Source organism: Pseudomonas lurida, assembly GCF_013522705.1.
GTDB classification, from domain to species: domain Bacteria; phylum Pseudomonadota; class Gammaproteobacteria; order Pseudomonadales; family Pseudomonadaceae; genus Aquipseudomonas; species Aquipseudomonas quebecensis.
In genome coordinates this window covers 26,871-43,439 of the sequence record NZ_JAAMRE010000001.1, presented here as the reverse complement: position 1 = coordinate 43,439, position 16,569 = coordinate 26,871, and the positions used below count along the sequence as shown (strand labels likewise).

Below are 16,569 nucleotides of genomic sequence, written 5' to 3'. Positions count from 1 at the left end.
AATGACCATGCAACAGCGTATCGAAATGGCGCTCGCCGCCCTGGCCCCGGACCACTTGAGCGTGCTGGACGAAAGCCATATGCACAGCCGTGGGTTGCAGACCCACTTCAAGGCCGTGCTGGTCAGCCAGCAGTTCGCAGGGCTTAACCGCGTCAAGCGCCACCAGAAGGTCTACGCCACCCTGGGTGACCTGATGAGCGAATTTCATGCGCTGGCGCTGCACACCTACACGCCCGAAGAATGGGCGACCATCGACGCAGCGCCGGCCTCGCCGACCTGCGCCGGCGGGCACGCGTAAAAAGTGGCGGGCTTCAACCGGTACTCACCGGCTGGAGCCCGCATACGCGGCTACCGCCATTCCCCGTACAGGCTCCCTAGGCTCAGGTGACCATTGTGTCATTGGGGTCATGAGTCCATGTCTGCTTCACTGCATCGCAACACCCCCTCGCTGACGGCGTTCGACCCGCGTGGTCTGACAGTCCGCACCATTGCCTATCACCGTGCCACGGCCCAGGCGGCCCCTGCGCCGCGGGTGAGTCGTCGCGTCCACAGCGCCAGCGGTCTGGTGCTGGAACAGTGGGACCCGCGCCTGCATGCCTTGCGCCAGCGCGAACCACGCACCGTGCCCAATCAGCAGTTTGTCTACAGCCTGTCCGGCACGGTGGTGCGCCGACAGGACGTCGACGCCGGCCTGCGCCTGCTGCTGTCCGCGCCTGGCGGGCAGCTGGTGCAGGCCTGGGATGGGCGCGGTGCCCATCAGCGGCATGAATACGACACGCTGCAGCGCCCGGTGGCGGTCTACGAGCAGGCCGCCTCGCAGGCGCAGCCGCGTTGCGTCGAGCGGTTGGTCTACGCGGCGCCGACGCCCGACCACCAGGCGCTCAACCGCAGCGGTCGCCTGGTGCGGCATGCCGATCCGGCCGGCACCCAGCTGTATGACGCCTATGGCATTGATGGACAAGTGCTGAGTCAGACTCGGCGCTTTCACGCGGGCGCCCTTGAGGTCGACTGGCCCCAGGCTGTCACCGAGCAGGACGCGCAGCTACAACCCGAGGCCTACACCACGCGCTGGCGATTCGACGCACTGGGCGCCACCCTGGAACAGATCGATGCCAAGGGCAACGGTCGACAATTTCTGTATGGGGTCGATGGTCTGCTGCAAACCAGCAGCCTCAGCTTCAAGGGCGGCGCACAAAAAACGCTGCTGCAACGCCATGTCTACAACGCCGCCGGCCAGGTGCAATCGGCGCTGCTGGGCAACGGCGTTCAGCGCGAAGCGCACTACCGCGCCGAGAATGGTCGCCTGCAGCGGCTGACGGCGTATCGCACGGCGGCGCGGCGGACCGCCTTGCAGGACCTGCACTACGTCTACGACCCGGTGGGCAATGTGCTGGGCCTGCGTGATCAGGCGCAACCGACGCAATGGCGGCACAACACTCAAGTTGACGCGGTGAGCCGCTATACCTACGACTCGTTGTACCAGCTCACCCAAGCCACGGGCCGCGAAAGCGCGGCGGCCAGTGTCGGCCCGCACTTGCCGCCGCGCCTGACATTCGGTGCTACCGACGACGGCTTGTGGCGCACTTACACCCAACAGTACGCCTACGATGAAGGCGGCAACCTGACGCGGTTGCGGCATACGCCATCGAGCGGTGTCGGCTATACCCGCACGTTGCAGGTGGCGGCCGACAGCAATCGCGCCGTGGCTGGCGACAGGCCCATGCAGGGATTCGATGCCAACGGCAACCAGCAGGAACTGGCCCAGGGGCAGGCGATGCAGTGGAATGTGCGCAATCAGTTGGCCGGGGTCACGCAGGTAGCGCGCGAGGATGCGCCGGCCGACGACGAAGTCTACGTTTACGCCAGTGACGGCCAGCGCGCGCTCAAGCTCAGTCGACAGCAGGTCGGCGGGCAGCGCCGCACGACGCGGGTGTATTACCTGCCGGGACTGGAGATCCGCCAGAGCGCGCAGCGCCATCTGAATGTGGTGCGCCTTGAGCTGGCGCTGTGCACGGTCGAGGTTCTGCAGTGGGAACATGGGCGCGAGCCGGGCGACCGTCATGAGGCGCTGCGTTTTTGCCTGGCCGACCATCAGTCCAGTCACAGCCTCGAGCTGGATGAGCAGGCACAAGTGCTCAGCCAGGAGAGCTACTTTCCCTACGGCGGCACCGCCTGGTGGGCGTCGCACAGTGCCGTCGACGTGCGCGACAGGAGCCGCCGCTATTGCGGAAAGGAGCGCGATGCCAGCGGCCTGTACTACTACGGTTTTCGCTATTACGCACCGTGGTTGCAGCGCTGGATCAACCCCGATCCGATCGCCGAGCAGGGCGGATCGAACCCCTACCGGATGGCCGCCAACAACCCGGTGACTTTGGTTGATTTCATGGGCCTGCAGCCGGCCAGCGCCGAGAGCACGCGCATCCTGGGCGGGCTTATCCTCCTCGCAGCATTTATTTTTGTGGGCCTGGGCGTCGGCGCGTTGCTGGGCAATGCCGCCACCGGTGCCGCCGTGGGTGGGCTGGTGGGCGGTGTGCTGTTTGGCACCAGCCGTTACGCTGGTTACCGGCAACTGCAACCGCAGGACCAGGACACGCAGGCGCAGGAGGCGCTGTTTGCCCAGTCGGTCGCGGAAATGGCGCTCACACTGGCGCAACAGGCCAGTTTGAGTCACGAAGAAACGGCGCGGTTGGTCAACTTCGCCTATGAGCGTCGGCACGCTGAAGAGGGTGTTTCGATCTACCTGTCCGCCCGTGAAGAACGCATCTATGGCTATGTGGGGCCGGTGGAAGAAAGCGCGCAAGCCGACAGGGCTCTGAAGGAAAGTCGCAACCCCGTCCCGGAGCTCAGGCGTATGGGCTACAGCGCCATTGTGCTGCGCGGGCCGGTCAGGGAGGCGTTGGCCGCCGGCGGTAAATCAGGCGCTGCCAGTGCCTTCGAGGTCGGCCCGACGATCCAGGCGAGCGGTGCCGGGCGCCGGATGCGCAAGCCGGGCGCGACGTTGCCCGGCGTGGCGTCGACGGCCAGCAGCGCCGGTCTGCCGATGATGCAGATCGACAGCGGCGCCGTCGCCGATGTCGACCCCGTTAGCCGCGCCGGTCGCAGCATCGCCCTGACGCTCAGCCACTTGCGCGAGCGGCGCTTTGGTGCGGTCCATTGGCACCAGCACCAGGATCGCCTGTGGTCCGCCGACCTGCACGGCTATGCCGCCGCACGGGGGCGCGGCGCTTACCGCCTGATGGTCAGCCACCTGGGCGGCAGCCGGTACCGCGTCGAAGGCGTGCGCCAGCCCCATCGGCGCTGAGCCCTGGGGGCGGGTCAACCGTCGGCGGCGGTGTCGTTTTCATCTTCGCTGACGGTGTACCAAGCCCAATAGGTGGTGCGCTTGAGCGTGCCGTCGGCGTTGAGGGTCTGCACCACGCGGCCGGCCGCGTCGTAGGTGTGCTGGTCGCACAGCCCCCCGGTGCGCAGCGACGCGTCATTGATGTAGCCGTGCCGGTCGGCAAAATAGGGCCGGTAGACGCGCATCGGCTGGCCCCGCAGGGTGTATTCCACCCGCTCGCTGACGCGCCAGCGCGGGTTGGCGTCGACCTCCCGGATGCGCTGGTTGTGCAGGGTCAGCGTGCCGTCGACCGCCACGGCATAGGCCGGACCCGGTTCGGTTTTGTGCTTGCTCTGCAGTGCGCGTCCAAAGCCGTCCCAGTGACTGAGCAGCAGGCGAACCTGCCTGGCCGGATCGTCGGGGTAACGATCGGCCTGCAGCGTCAGGCAGTTCACCGGTTCGCGATGCGCCTGGCTGATCAGCCGGCTCAATAGTTGTTGATCCTGGCTGGCGGTCGACAGGCTTTTTTGCAGGCGCAGCCGCGCGGTCGCGCGGATCTGCCCGCCGGGCAACAGGTAGTGCTGGCTCACCCATTCGGGTCGCAGGTCGGCCTCGGCAAGGGTGCCCATCCAACTGAAAGGCGCGTACACCCAGGCGCTGGCGGCGTTACCCAGCACGGCCTCGGGCGCTTCGATTACCTGCGCGATGGGCGCTGGCTGCGCGGCTTCGGCGGACGACAAGGGGGCGAAACCCGTGGCCGTGCCGGATTCGTGGCCGTAGACACTGCTGGCCAGGACCCGTCCGAACCCGTCGTAGCGCACTTCCTGCACTGTGCCGTTGGGGTCCACCCACGTGAGCGGCTGCAACAGCCGATAGTCGTAAGTGGCGCGGGTCACGCAGCCGTCGGCCTGGGTCACCTGGCGCACGTGGCAGCCGTACGCGTCGTATTCCAGCGTGGTTTCGCCCAAGGATTGGGTCAGGCGCCAGCTGCGCAGGCGGCAAAAGCGCTTGGCATTGAGGTAGCGCGCAAACCGCCTGCGCACCGACCACAGTTCCGGCGGTGCGTTTTGCTCTGCGGCATTGGCGAAGAAAAACACCGCCATGGGCTGGTAGCCAAGGTGCTGCAACTGCGCCTGACGGTCCCAGGCCGGTTGGCCCGGCAGCGTGGGAATATGCGCGTAGGCCTGCAGGGCGTCGGGGCCCAGTTCGGCGCTTTCCAGGTAATCGCTCAGGGCATGCACGGTGGCGACGCCCGCGTCCAGCGTGCGGCCCTTGCCGCCGGGTTCGCGGTAGCGCTGCACCGATAAGCCGCTCAATTGCCGAGGCGCCTGCGGCCCCAGCGGCCCGCTGTGCCGGTCGATAAACCTTTCGTAGCTGACGGTCGCGGGGGCGAGGCCCGAGGGCCATTCGCCCTTGGGCAGCGTCCAGGCATTGCTGCGCTGGCGGTAGGGCAGGCCCAGGCGCCATTGATCCGGCCGAGGGAGGTGAATCCACTGCGCCAGGGTTTCGCTCAGGTAATAGTGCTGTTGCGCCGCGTCGTGGGTCTCGCGCCACCACTGGTGTGCGTGAGCATCGCTGAGCTGCACGGGTGGGGCATCGGTGGCGGTCTTGCGCCGCGCGTGATGCAACGTGACGCTGTGCACCAGGCTGCCGTAGGCATCCCAGCGCAGGTTGAGCTGGTGTTGACACACCGGGTCGTCGGGCACGCGCTCGTAGTGACAGTCCAGGGTTTCCAGCCTCAGCGGCAGCAGTCGCGCCCAGGCTTGCGCGCCATGCGCCGGGGCCAGCCGGCGCACCATGTAGCGGTGCTGCTGCACGGACAACGGCACCCCGTCGGCGGCGTCGAGGGCGAACACTTCGACCCGCAACGGCAACCCCCGAAGTGCGTAGGCGGCTTCGCGTTGTTGCTGTGGGGTGGGCGGGGTGATCAGGCTGTCGTGGTGATCGGTGGGCTGCATCGCATCGGGCGTGGTGTGCCGCCCGATCAGCGTGGGGCCTGGCGTGATGGCGTGGGGGTCGTGCTGGCTGTAATCGTCGCGCGGCATGTCGAGTGATTGGCCGGTGTGAAACCAGCGTTTGCTCAGCAGGCCGCCGGGCGCAGCGTCGCTGTCGCGTTGCAGCACCAGGCCGAAGCCGTTAAAGGCGCGTTCCTCTGGCGCGTAATATGCTTGCCGATAGCTCAGGCGCTGGGTCAGCGTGTTGCCGGTGATTTCGTCGTGCTGCACCTGCTGTTTGACCACATCGATAACGAACGGCAGCCGGCAGCGGGCGCGCAGGCCGTTAGCCTGGCGCTGATGTTTTTCATCCAGCCATTCCTGAGCGCTGCTGCGGTAGGTGAGCCGGGAGACGGTGCCGAGGTTGTTGCAGGTGTAGCGCAGCAAGCCGGGGCGGGTATCGAAAAAGTCGTAGCACCAGTGGCGCGGGCGCGGGTGCATGACACTGACCACCAGGCTGACGAAACCCTGGCCACGCAGGTCCGTCAGGCTGACCTGGCACAGGTCGTCGTGCCGTACCCCGGCCGGCCACGGCAGCACCAGCGGTGTGGCGGCGAAGCCATTGCCGCGCTGGTTGAGGTAGATGCGCACCGCGTCCGGCGTCAGGTACAGCAGGTCATTGGCGCCGCCGCCGTCCAGGTCGGCGAGCAGCACATTGGCCGCCTTGAACGCGGTGTGCCGAAATGGCAGCGTGGCCAGTACCCGGCCCTTGCCGAAGCGCCCGCGGCCCAGGTTCGGCCAGCACTCGATCCGGTCATGGCGGATGCGCACCAGGTGCGGCTGCCCGCTGCCGAGCACATCGCTGAACCCCACCCACTCGCTGGCGCAGGGCCGCAGACTGGGCAAGTCATCACCGTCGATGGCATGCGCCAGGTCGACGCCCGCCGCGAAGCCTTTGGCTTGCCGATTGGCATACAGCCGCACACTGCGCGGGCCCACCAGGGCCAGGTCGGCCAGGCCGCTGCCCAGCAGGTCGGCGAATACCGCATCGGCGTGCAACAGCTCCACCGGGATGGCGTCGAACGGCACAAACCGCGCCGAGTGCGGGCCGAGCCTGAAGAAGCCGGCCATGCCCGGGCGTGCCACTACCCACTCCGGGCAGCCGTCGCCGTCCACGTCCAGCAAGGCCTGGAACGTCGACTCGCCGGCCGGGTTGATGGGCAGCGCCTGGGCCGGACCATAGGTGACGGCGTCGGCATCGGCGGGGTTGTCGGCCCGCTGCGGCGCGCGGTAATACCAGGCGTGAGCGGTGCGGTACAGCATCCCCGGTACGCCTTCGCCATAAAGGTCCACCAGTTGATAACGGTGACCGTCGTTCAAACCGGGGAAATCCTCAAGCTGCCGATAGCGCGCGCTGTCCAGTTTCAGTGTGCTGCCCTGATACAGGCATTCCTGCGGCGGCAGGCAGGTGAGGTTGCCGTGGGCATCCACCGCCTGTTCGTGTACGGCCATCAGTTGGTTTACCCCGTTGCGACTGAGGTGATGCTCCAGCAGCAGACGCCGCACCAGGACCGGTTCGGGGCCCATGCCTGGCTCGTCGGGGAAGGCATGAAACATCAGGACTTGCCGGCACAGGCGCAAGGTGCGCTGTTCGAACCCATAGGCATAACGGGAGAAGGGATCGGCGCGCGGCGTCCACGCGTGCAGCGGCGCGTAGCTGGGGCGCTGATCGAAGGCGTCGGTGCGCTGCCCATAGTCGAACAGCAGGTGAAAGTGCCAGGCGTGGCGGGTGAAGTCGTCGCTCTTGAGCAGGTACGGCGCTTCTTGTTCCCGGGCGGTGGCGTTGCCGTAGTAAACGCTGTGCAGGTAGCGCTGGGCGCGGCTGTCATGGGGGAAGGTGCGGCTATCGGTCTCGGCCTGGTACCGGTAGCCGATATGTTCGCCGTGGGCATTCAGGCTTTCTTCCAGCAGCCATTGCGCGACATGGTGCGGTTGCTCGGGGTCGGCGATCCGCGCGATCGGGGTCTTGCCGTACAGGTGCTGGCTGCCGTCGCTGGCCTGTACCCACCAGAAGCCGGCGCCGTCGAGGGCCGAGCACCAATGCTCGATGCGCGAGAAGTCGCTCTCCACGCGTGGGAAGTGGCGGGTCACGGTGTAGGTCGTGCCCAGTGGCACCTGGTTGAAGGTGTCGCGCTGGGTGCGCAGCGGCGTGCCATCGGCATTGCATTCGGGCATCCACGCCTGGGCGTCCGGCCCCAGCAGCGTGTCCGCTTCGGTGTAGGTCGGCACGCCGCGACGGCTGCAGCGTGTGACGGCCGCCACGGCAACCGTCCAGCCGAAGCCGAACGCGCTGTTGCCGGCATCGCTGCGGTAGGTGAGGGCCAGGGACGGTGCGTAGCCACGGCCGGCGCTGATCGGTAACGCGATCTCGAAACATGCGGCACCGTCGGCGCCGACCGGGGCCCAGCCTTTGGCGGCGCCTTGCGGGGCGGTGGCGGTGGTCGGCGGCGCCGGCAGGGGCGATAGATCGGTAGACGGATTCATGCGTCACTCCCTGCCGGCCGAGCGGTGTAGCGCAGGTGAAAGATGATGTCGGTGATCGACGCCAGCAAGTCTTTCTGGCGCTGCGGATGGGGAAAGTCCAGGCGCCAGGACGACACCGCGCCGGTGTACTCGAAGGGCAGATAGCGCGGGTCGTTGTCGAAGGTGAGCGTGAACAGGCCGTTGTCGTCCAGCCCGCGCGACAGTGCGATTTGCTGGCGCGCGCGCCATTCGGTGCGCGTGCCGCCGCCGGCAACGTTCAGCTCGTTGCGGGTCTGGGTCAGCGTGGCCTTGAGGTCCTCGAACGGCCCCAGTGTGCCGGGCAGCGACACGCTGACGTGCTTGATGCGACGCAGCACGTGGCCGGGGTAGTCCTCGTCGAACACAGCCTGGGGCAGCTCGAAACACAGGCTGCCGTGCTGCATCAGCGCGGCCTTGTGATCGTCCCAAGTCTGGCCGCTGAGAGGCGCGCCGGCCTGCGGGATGATGACCGCGCACGCGATCAGGCGATCGCGCAGCGACACGGTTTTGGTGATCTCCAGCTCCCGGGGCGTGTGTTGCAGGTAGGCCGCGTTCATGCTGATCAGGTTGAGCTTCATGGCTTCAGCGCTCAGCAGGCCTTGTGAGGCCTGCCGCCAACTGTCGCCCTGGAAGAACCGGCGGTCTTCGGCGGTTTCGTACTGCCAGCAGGCTTCGGCCGCCAGGCACAACGAGTGCGCGCTGTCATGCAGGGCGTAATAGAACGTCGCCAATTGCGAATTCAGCCACTGATACAGCTGCGCCCTGGAGACGCGCGTACTCAACAGCTGATAGGCCGACTGCGCGTGGGCCAGGGCGGTGCGGGCGCTGCGCAGTTGCAGGCGGGTGGCTTTTTCCTGCTCGGCCTGGGCCTGCAGCAGGGCGTCGATCTGCGCCAGTTCCAGGCGCGCCTGTTGGGCGGCGTGGGCCCAGTCCTCGGCACGGCGGTTGAACTGCTCGGTGCGGTCCAGGTCGTTCGCGGTGGCGCGGGCGCGGTTGGCCTCGCCTTGGGCAAAGGCCTGATAGCTGTGGAACAGACCCTCAAAGCGCATGCCGCCGAACGAGGTGCCGAAGATGTTCGGCGCGAGCATGGCCGCACCGGCGCCGACGCCGGCAATCGCCACTTTGCGCTCCCACGCGGCGCTCTCAAGATAGCGTCGGCCGGCGGCGGTTTCACCGGCGCTGCTGCCTTCGTCGAGGCGATGGGCAAGGAAGTCCAGGCGCGCCTTGACCACCGCGCGGCTGCGTTGCAGGGCGTGGGTGTTTTTCTCGTCGATCATCAGCGCCTGGGCCTGTTGGGTCACCACCAGTCGGGCCAGCTCCCAGGCATTCTGCTGCTGCACCTCCAGCAGGTGCGCCTGCTCTTTGCGTTCGATCAGGGTGAGCAATGTGCTGCCGAACTGCGCCAGGCTGTCGACCGCACTCAGGGCGTGCGCGGCCATCACCTGGAAGCGGTAATGCCCGACTTCCGGGCGCATCGGCATGTACCCCTCGATGCCCACGGCGGCACCCTCGGCCCGTCGCGCGAGCAGGTCGGCGGGCGCTATCGGCGCGGCGAACAGCGGCTGGCGTAACGGCTTTGCAGTGATGTCCAGGTGATTACGCAGCCCATGCAGGCGGCTGTCCAACGTGTCCCAGCGCGCCACCTGTTGCGGGTTCAGCGGCCGGAGCAGGTAAGCGCTGTCGGTGAGCCATGTGCGCTGGCCGAACGTCCCGCACTGACGCAAGAGTGTGCGGTGCTGCTCGGGCGAGTGCTCCCGTTCGCGTATCGCCGTGGCCGGCGTGTTGGCCAGGCTAGCCAGGGTGCGTGGAGTCCAGCTGTCGGTGCGGGTCAGCGTCGGGCGCGGGCCGAGCAGGTTCTGCGCCTGGATATACCAGAGCTTGGCTTCAGCCAGGCTGTCGGGGCTCAACTGGCGATAGGCCGCGTCGCCACGGTTGATCAGGATGTCGACGTTGAGCAAGTGCAGCGCCATGCGCAGATAGCTGGGGAAACTGAGGGCCAGGTAATGGGGACTCTGCGGATGCTGGCAGGCGTAGCTCAGTTCCATGGGGGCCGTCGCCAGGATGCGCAGTGTCCCGGTGTCCGGCCGGCGTGGGTCGAACAGCGCGTGCAGCCAGCGCTCGGCCTCGGCGAATTGCTGTTGCTGGTGCAGACGCTGGGCCAGGGTCCAGGGCAAATAGATAAACAGTTCGCGCACGCAGTGGCCATGCGCGCCTTGGAAGTCGCTCGGTTGCGGCGCCGCCCCGGCAAGTCGTGCCAGGCTGCCTGCAGACAGTTGTTCAAGACCGGCGCCGGCCTGGCTGAATACGCGGCTGGCCAGCCGACTGGTGAGTGGGATCGACGGCAGCGCCGGCTTGAGGCTCGCGGAAAAGTCGATGAACTCGCTGGGTTCGCCGGTTTCCTCGTGCACGCGTTGAACACGCGGAGAATGGGCCGGGTCGTCGATACTCTGCGTCTGGCTCAGGGTGCAGGTGACGGCCTTGAGCGCATAGCCCAGCACGCGCGCGCCGTTGCTTAGGCTCTCCAGGGTGATGACGCCATGGATCAACGTGACGGCCGAGGTCGGGTGCCCGTCAGGGAGTTTTATGCGTGCCGTCGCGACATGCCCGGCGGGCAACTCCGGTGCCGAGCCCGACAGGCTTTCGTGTTCGGTGTCGATAAAGTTGAGGATATGCATGGTGTTGTTGCCGACGGCCTGCGGCGTGGGCAAGTCCTTGAGCCTGGACTGCATGATCACGTGGCGATAGAGGCGGATCGGGGTGGACGCGCTGCTGTACACCAGCCTCAGGTCATTGACGAAATGCAGCTTCCTGCTGGACGAGTCGTCCCCTGGCAATAAGTAGCCGCTGTAGCGATCCAGGATCGCCAGGACGTTGTCCTGGGCATGGGCATAAAGGTGAAGAAAGGCATTTTTGTTGATGAACTTGCCTTCCAGTGAATACCTCGTGACATTCCTGTCGGCGGTTTTTTCGGCGCGCAGCGTGTCGGCCTGGCCCGACAGGGTCAACAGCATGCTGCCCTGGTCGTAGATGGCATTGGCGAAGGTCTTGCCGGTCTTGGGGTTTTTGAAAAACAGCGCGTAGTGCGTGACATCCAGTTCCGAGACGAGCCCGCTGTCCAGGACGATGGCCGAGCCACGGCTCAAGGCGACGTCTTCCCTGGCCGCGTTATGCATGGCCGACTCGGTGACCAAATGGATACTCGCCTCACCGTGCCGGGTTGTCAGGTTGATGCGATAGGTCTGCAGGAAACTCCTGGCGGTTTTCGAGCTGAAAACCAGTTCGTGGGTGATCGGGTCAACTGTCGTATGGGGGCTGTCGGCGGTCAGGATGTCCTGGCTGCGGTATTCGAAATTCCAGTCTTTCACCGGCGGCGAGGTGTCCGGGATCAGGGCCAGCACCGGCAGCGCGGGGTCCTGCGCCACGCTGGCTTTGAATTGCAGGTTGCCGTGGTTGATGTCGAAGAACAGGCCGAAATAGCGATGGGCAAAGGGCGTCAGCAAGACGCTGGAAAACACGTCGTCCTCGTCGGGGCCGCCAAGCAGCGCGGTTTGCAAGGGCGTGTTCTGCGTTGACTCGTAGGCTTCCAACAGGCGAATGGTCTCCAGCGCAACGGCCGAGCCCGGCACGATCTTGTAGCGTCCGGGGCTGCCGGCGGATGCCACGACTTTCACTCCCAGCGTTTGATCGACACTCACCGCCTGGAAGAACTCTCCCGGCTGTTCGCTGCCATGGTTGAGGGTGTTGGCGCGTATGCCGAGGAACAGGCTATGGGGCGTGCGGCCGTCGACCACCGCGATGGTCTGCGTGATGCCGGCGAGCTGCGCGCGGGTCAGCGCGTTGACGCCGCGGGTGACGCAATGCTCCTCCAATGCCGTGTGCGGCACGCTCCAGCTGCCATCGAGCTTCTGATAGGAAAAGCACAGGCGAAACTTCACGAACCGGCTGTTGAGCCATTCGGTCTGGCGCTGTTGTTGCTCTTCATCGTCATCCTCGCCATTGCCGTTTCCCGTTACCTGCGCGGCGTGGTAGGGCGCCGGCTTGATGCTCTCGGCCCACGCGATAAACAGCCGGTTGTTGAACCGCACCGGGCGGATGCTGTGGGCGGGGGTGTCGGCGCAAAAGGCCAGGTTGATTGGCTTCCAGTCAGTCCAGGCCAGCGGCGCCGGTGTGTCGGGGCGGGCGCTGGAGCGCTTGGACAGGTCGAGCGAACGCCAGTAGTAAAGGTTGTCGCTGGCGGATTTGCCGACGAAGTAATAGGTGCTGGTATCCAGCTGCCGCACATCGCCGTCGATGTAGCCATTGAGCGTGTGCAGGGTGGCGATGGCTTCGAACCGCGACAGGTAGCCTTGCACGGCGTTGTGCACCGTGGCCGGCTGCAGGCGGTGCTGGTTGAGGTCGGCTTCCAGTTGTTCGAAGCTGGCGCTCTTGTCTTCGCGCAGCGCCGGGTCGAGGAAGTTGTGCGGTTGATAGCGCAACTGCTGGGTGGCGCGCCACAACGGGTAAGTGCGCAGGCTGTCGTGCCAGGCCTGGCTTTCATCCGCTGACGGGCCCTGGGTTTCGTAGCCGGGTTCCAGGCCGCCGTGGATACGGTTGATGTAATGCTGCAGGCTGGTTATCGCACTGGCCACCGGGCTGCTGGGCACGGCCTGGCTGACTTGTACGTCCAGCAGCCAGTAGTCGTACAGGTCGTTGGGGGTGCGCAGCGCGGCTTTCAATGGCGCGCTGACGCAGTGCGCCAGGTAGAAGCCCAGCATGGCATCGCGGTGGGCTTGGTTGAGGGTGCTGTCGAGGGTCTCTGACATCGTCATTCCTTGAGTCCTGGGTGGGTGCGGCCGTCAGTGACGCGCGGCGATAACCGCTTCGCCCACCGCTTTCCATTGGTTGAAATCGCTGGTACTGGTCAGCTCGCTCGCGTCCAGCAGGGTCTGGCTGGACAGGCGGGTAACCGCGCACGCCTGTCGGCAGCGCATCACCCAGTCCAATTGGTCCATGGCCGTCACGCGGCCGGCGGGCAGGGTGTCGGTGAGCACCCGCAGCTCCGTTTCGCTCCAGCCCAGCCAGTGACTGAGCCGCTCGTCAGCGACTTGAGCGTCGTGGTGGTTGGCGGCCTGGAAGAACGCCAGCAGGCGCTCCTGGGTCAGGCCGCAGGTATCGCAGCAGTCTTTGAAGCGCTGCAGCAGATAGAGCGTGCCCAGGTTCAGTTCCAGCGGCGTCGAGGGCGTCAGGTGGCTGTCCAGCCAATGCGGGTTAAGCAACCACTGCCGCAGGCTCGCGCCGTTCACCGGCAGCGCCAGCAGCGTGGTGATATCCGGGGCCAGCAGGATCAGGTGCTTGAGCACAACCGGCTGTTTCAGCGTGTTGAGGTGTTGGTTGTAGTACAGCGTCAGCTCGCGGCTATATGGGGCCGGCACCGGGTTGTCCAACAGCCGTTGAATGCACAGGCGCAGGCTTTGGTGGGCGAGGCGTTGCAGCCACGGCACCAGGATTTCCCGGGCTTGGCGTTTCAATGCGGCGTCCTCGGTCGGCGTGCGGCTCAGGGTCAGGGCGTCGATCGCGTGGGCCAGCGCAAGCGTCGGCTGCCAGGGTAGGGAAAGGTCCGGCGCCGGGCCGAGCGCCTGGGCCAGCACCCCGGCCCATTCGATGGCGGCCAGGTTGTCCGCGGCGCCAGGTTGCGGCAGCGACAGCGCCGCCAGTTGGCGGGTGGACGGCAGCTCGTAAGGCGGGCGCTGCAGCAACTCGACCCAACGTGCCAGGGCCGGGTTATCGGTGTCCGCCTCCAGCAGCAGGCGTTGGCGCAGTTGGGGCACGCTGGTGTGACTGTCGTTGAGCCAGGTGACGGCCCAGTCCAGTTGCATCAGCACATCGAGGAAATCCGCCGCGCCGTGGCCTTCGACGTGCAGGGTGGGGCGCGTGAGGGTGGTCCAGGTTGAGGGGCCCAGCAGGTCGGCCAATTGTTTGCAGTGCCACACCGACAGGCCGAAGGTGCGCGCGATATGCGCCTGCCGGTACAGCGCGGTATAGGTCGCCAGGTTGCGCAGCACTGGAGTCGGACTGGCGTCGATCAGCAGTTGCAGCGCCTGGGGGGTGTCGTTCAGTTGCAGCGCGGCGCACAGCTGTTGTCGGGTGGCTGCGTCGAAGGGTTGCTCGTCCAATGCCAGGGCGTGCGCGCCCACCGTGGTGCGGTTGAACACCTGGTCGAACAACGGCTGGGCCGGGGCGCTGGCCTGCAGCGGCAGGCGGTCCAGCCACGCACCGAATTCCAGCGGCGTCAGCGTGTAGCGTCGCGCCAGGTAGCGATACACCCCGAGGGCGCGCAGGGTGGCGTGGCGGATGCGCAGTTGGGTGTTGGCCGGCTGTTCACACGCCATGGCGCTGACGAGCAAGGTGTCGAGTTCGGCAAACGGCAGGTCGAACCCTTGTTGCAGGCGGATCATGCGCTGCAGGCGGTCGAAGTGTTCGTCTGAAGCGTTGAGCAACTGCGCGGCGTTGCCCGTCAACGTCAGCGGCCGTTGGCCGCCACCGTTGATATAGCGCGCGCCGTAAGTGGGCAGCGACCCGTGCCGGGCCGAGGGCGAGGCATATGGGGCGAAGCGTTCCTGTGCCAGCAGTGCCTGCAGCCGGGCGGTGTCCATTGCGGTGGCGTCGAGCAGCGCCTGCAGAGTCGGCGGCGGGCCTGCCTGTCGGGTGACCGGGTCCACCGCCTGGCCGAAACAGGTTTCAAACAACGTGCTGCCGCCCATCGGTGGCTGCAGCAGGAGCGTGTGTTGACCGGGGTTCAGTTCGTTCATCAGGCAGTGCACATCGGCGTTGCGCGCGCGCACCGTGGCGTAACCTGCAATGCCGGCGGCGTCGAAGGGCAGGCGCCGGCTGATCCGGTAGTTCAATTCGCCAAGGCTGTACCCGGTGCCCGCCAGCCCCAGGCGAACCTGGGCGTGGTGATGGTGATACGGCAGCGCCAGCGGATAGTGCCGGGTGCTGAGCAGGCGATTGAGGTGCTGGCCGGGATGATGAAGCGTGATCTGCCGGCGCAGCAGCTCATCGACCAACGTGAGCAAGGGCCGTTCGGTGAAGGTGCTGTCGTGGTCGATCAGCAGGGTTTCCAGGTCCGGGCGCCGCTGGCCCAGGGGGATTTTGTCCTGGGTGCCCGTGCCGTTTTTCTCAAGTTGCAGGGCGAATAGAAACAGCGTGCGCAGGTAGGCCACCGGCGAGTCGAGCGCGGCCAGGGCGTCGGGGGCGCAGGCGTTGGCCCAGTCTGTCTCAGGCTGGCCGGTAATGCCGGACGCCAGCGCGCGTTTGTCGCGTGCCGGGGCTGACACTGAATGGTCCGGCTGCAGGTCGTGCAGCCATTGCAGCTGAGTGGCGTAGGCCAGCGCGGTGTCGTAGGCCTGGGCGCCATCGTCATCGTTGCAACGGCCCAGTCGGCCGATGAAGTCGGCGCGGGGCAGACGCACAATGTCAAAGACGCTGGTGATGCCGAGTTGATGCAGGGCCGTGCAGAAGTCGACCTTTCCCTCGCCGGGAGGGACGGGCCGTTCTACCAGTCTGGCCAGTAGCGGACTGCTTGAAGTGAGCATGAAGACGGTCTTCCAGTGCGCCCACAGGTGGATCCAATGGGCAACGCCAGACGCTATCACGCAGGTTTCGGTGCCGAGGTCGGCCAATGCCGCGCGGGTGTCGAGGAAATATCGGCGACTGAGTGTCGATGCGGCGTCGCCAGGGTTTTGCTAGAATGCGCGCCGCGCGCCCCGGCCCGCTTTTTTATGTATCCGGTTCACCCTTTACGAGGGTAGCCACCTGGAGAAAACACCCATGACTCAACCGATTGTCGTGGCGGCACTGTATAAGTTCGTCACCCTCGAAGATTACGTCGCCCTGCGCGAGCCCCTGCTGCAGGCAATGGTCGACAACGGCATCAAAGGCACCCTGCTGATCGCCGAAGAAGGCATCAACGGCACCGTGTCCGGCAGTCGCGAAGGCATCGACGGCCTGATCGCCTGGCTGAAGACCGACCCGCGCATGGTCGACCTCGACCACAAAGAGTCGTACTGCGACGAGCAGCCGTTCTACCGCACCAAGGTCAAGCTCAAGAAAGAAATCGTGACCCTGGGCGTCGAAGGCGTCGACCCTAACAAGCAGGTCGGCACCTATGTCGATCCCAAGGACTGGAACGCGTTGATCAGCGATCCGGACGTGCTGTTGATCGACACCCGCAACGACTATGAAGTGTCCATCGGCACCTTCGAAGGCGCGATCGACCCGAAGACCACCAGCTTTCGCGAGTTTCCCGACTACATCAAAGCCCACTTCGACCCGGCCAAGCATAAGAAGGTCGCGATGTTCTGCACCGGCGGCATTCGCTGCGAGAAGGCTTCAAGCTTCATGCTCAGCGAAGGCTTCGATGAGGTGTATCACCTCAAGGGCGGCATCCTCAAATACCTCGAAGAGGTGCCCCAGGCAGAAACCAAATGGCAGGGCGACTGCTTTGTGTTCGACAACCGCGTGACCGTGCGCCACGACTTGAGCGAAGGCGACTACGATCAATGTCATGCCTGCCGCACACCGGTGAGCGTGGAAGACCGTGCATCCGAACACTATGTGGCCGGCATCAGTTGCCCGCATTGCTGGGATAAGCTGCCGGAGAAAACCCGTCGCAGCGCCATCGACCGGCAAAAGCAGATTGAATTGGCCAAGGCCCGCAATATGCCGCACCCGATTGGCTACAACTACAAGCAAACCCCTTCCGAGGCCTGAGCC

General features: G+C 65.9%; 6 protein-coding genes. 3 read left to right on the top strand and 3 right to left on the bottom strand.

Annotation, left to right across the window (positions count from 1 at the left end; translation table 11 throughout):
- Position 1: 1 nt before the first annotated feature.
- Positions 2 to 298: a BolA family protein gene (locus G7025_RS00160; protein ID WP_181075661.1), complete on the top strand. Its 297-nt coding sequence runs from the start codon at positions 2 to 4 to the stop codon at positions 296 to 298.
- A gap of 117 nt (positions 299 to 415) precedes the next feature.
- The gene (locus tag G7025_RS00155; RefSeq protein ID WP_181075659.1) at positions 416 to 3,301 is read left to right on the top strand and encodes an RHS repeat-associated core domain-containing protein; all 2,886 of its coding nucleotides are present in this window, start codon (positions 416 to 418) and stop codon (positions 3,299 to 3,301) included.
- Between the two features lie 14 nt (positions 3,302 to 3,315).
- Here the strand turns inward: G7025_RS00155 and G7025_RS00150 are convergent, their stop codons facing one another.
- Genes G7025_RS00150 through G7025_RS00140 form a run of 3 tightly spaced genes read right to left on the bottom strand, consistent with a single transcriptional unit; the run spans position 3,316 to position 15,389 of the window.
- Entirely contained in the window at positions 3,316 to 7,797 is a 4,482-nt protein-coding gene (locus G7025_RS00150) for a SpvB/TcaC N-terminal domain-containing protein (RefSeq protein ID WP_181075657.1), read from the bottom strand.
- A complete protein-coding gene (locus G7025_RS00145) occupies positions 7,794 to 12,623 on the bottom strand; it encodes a Tc toxin subunit A-related protein (RefSeq protein WP_181075655.1) in 4,830 nt (1,609 codons plus the stop codon). The genes G7025_RS00150 and G7025_RS00145 overlap by 4 nt, the downstream gene beginning before the upstream one ends.
- Positions 12,624 to 12,650: 27 nt before the next feature.
- On the bottom strand, positions 12,651 to 15,389 hold the full coding sequence (locus G7025_RS00140) for a Tc toxin subunit A (RefSeq protein WP_258197625.1): 2,739 nt from the start codon (positions 15,387 to 15,389) through the stop codon (positions 12,651 to 12,653).
- Between the two features lie 235 nt (positions 15,390 to 15,624).
- Between G7025_RS00140 and trhO the strand changes: the two genes are divergently transcribed.
- On the top strand, positions 15,625 to 16,566 hold the full coding sequence (gene trhO / locus G7025_RS00135) for an oxygen-dependent tRNA uridine(34) hydroxylase TrhO (protein WP_181075653.1): 942 nt from the start codon (positions 15,625 to 15,627) through the stop codon (positions 16,564 to 16,566).
- Positions 16,567 to 16,569 lie beyond the last annotated feature (3 nt).